The sequence below is a fragment of the Lacinutrix sp. MEBiC02404 genome (assembly GCF_053601575.1).
Window position 1 is genome coordinate 1 of sequence record NZ_JBSHNV010000132.1, and the last position, 1,172, is coordinate 1,172.

Below are 1,172 nucleotides of genomic sequence, written 5' to 3' on the forward strand. Positions count from 1 at the left end.
AAAAGACCTATAGATAACAACGTATATAATTAATGGCTAGTTATAGCTTGCTTACGAAAATCTTTGCAGATTTTCTATTCCGTTTTTATTTACTAAATTAGGTGCTGAAACACGCCACTAATCATATACAAACACGTTGTATGTAATTAAAAAAAATGAGAATAACGACAATAATTTTAATGTTTTTTACATTCATTTTGAGTGCTCAAGAACAATCTGAAAAGGCAAAAGAATTTCTTAACGTTCTGAATTCTGACAAAGTAATCGCTGATTATTATGACAAATACCAGAACAAGATACTTGAATCAACAAATTTAGTTTTTGATGAATATGATTTGGACATAACAGATAGTGCTACTGTAAAAGAATATAATGCATCTATTGACAAGAACTTTAAGTTTTATATTCAAGAAGCAAAAGACAGAACTTTACATATATATTCTAACTATGAAAGTGGTCGATTAGATAAATTCATAAATCTAGCCAAAACAGAACCAGATTTTAACAAAGTGCTTGTTGAAACTAATTATTCAAAAATTGTTGAAAATATCATAAAAGAACATAGCGAATATGTTTCGCACGATATTCCATTTATAATTAAAGAAATAAAAGCTATTTCCAAGCCTTTAAAATTAAGATTAGTTATTGATAGCGATACAATATCAAACATCGAAAAAACTGATTTCAATTTAGAACTGATTACGAAAAACGAGAAATACAAAAGAATCCAAATTCTCAATAGAGAAAATTTGGAAATTAAAATACCTAAAGACATTGACTATGACGATTTGGAATATGTGATTTTAACTTATAATAATGAACGATATGATTTTTTCGAAAATCATTACGAAAACCTACCAAAAGAATTAAGAGCAGTTATGACCGATGAAGTAAAAGAATTACATAATCCGATTTCAAAGTATTGTTTCGAAAAGCTATTGTTTTGGGAAATAGTCATTGACAATGACCCAAAAAATAATCCTGATTATGAATTAATTAAAAAACCTGATGAGAACATCAAAGGGTTAATTAGTTTTAAAACTCGAAGTACAACAATTGGAAGAATAAAATAACTACATACAACACCGTATATAATTTATTGCTAGTTCTTGCCTGCTTACGAAAACCCTCGCGGATTTTCTATTCGGTTTTTATTTGCTAAATTTAGTGCT

1 protein-coding gene is annotated in these 1,172 nt (G+C 27.7%); it reads left to right on the plus strand.

Annotated features, from left to right (window positions below; all coding sequences use genetic code 11):
* Nucleotides 1-155 precede the first annotated feature (155 nt).
* Nucleotides 156-1,073, plus strand: a complete 918-nt coding sequence (locus tag ACVCXO_RS03690; RefSeq protein WP_452228246.1) for a hypothetical protein — start codon at nt 156-158, stop codon at nt 1,071-1,073.
* Nucleotides 1,074-1,172 lie beyond the last annotated feature (99 nt).

Bases quoted from the DNA above. Each gene is read 5' to 3' on its own strand.
- ACVCXO_RS03690 (WP_452228246.1), top strand. From the start codon at position 156: ATGAGAATAACGACAATAATTTTAATGTTTTTTACATTCATTTTGAGT.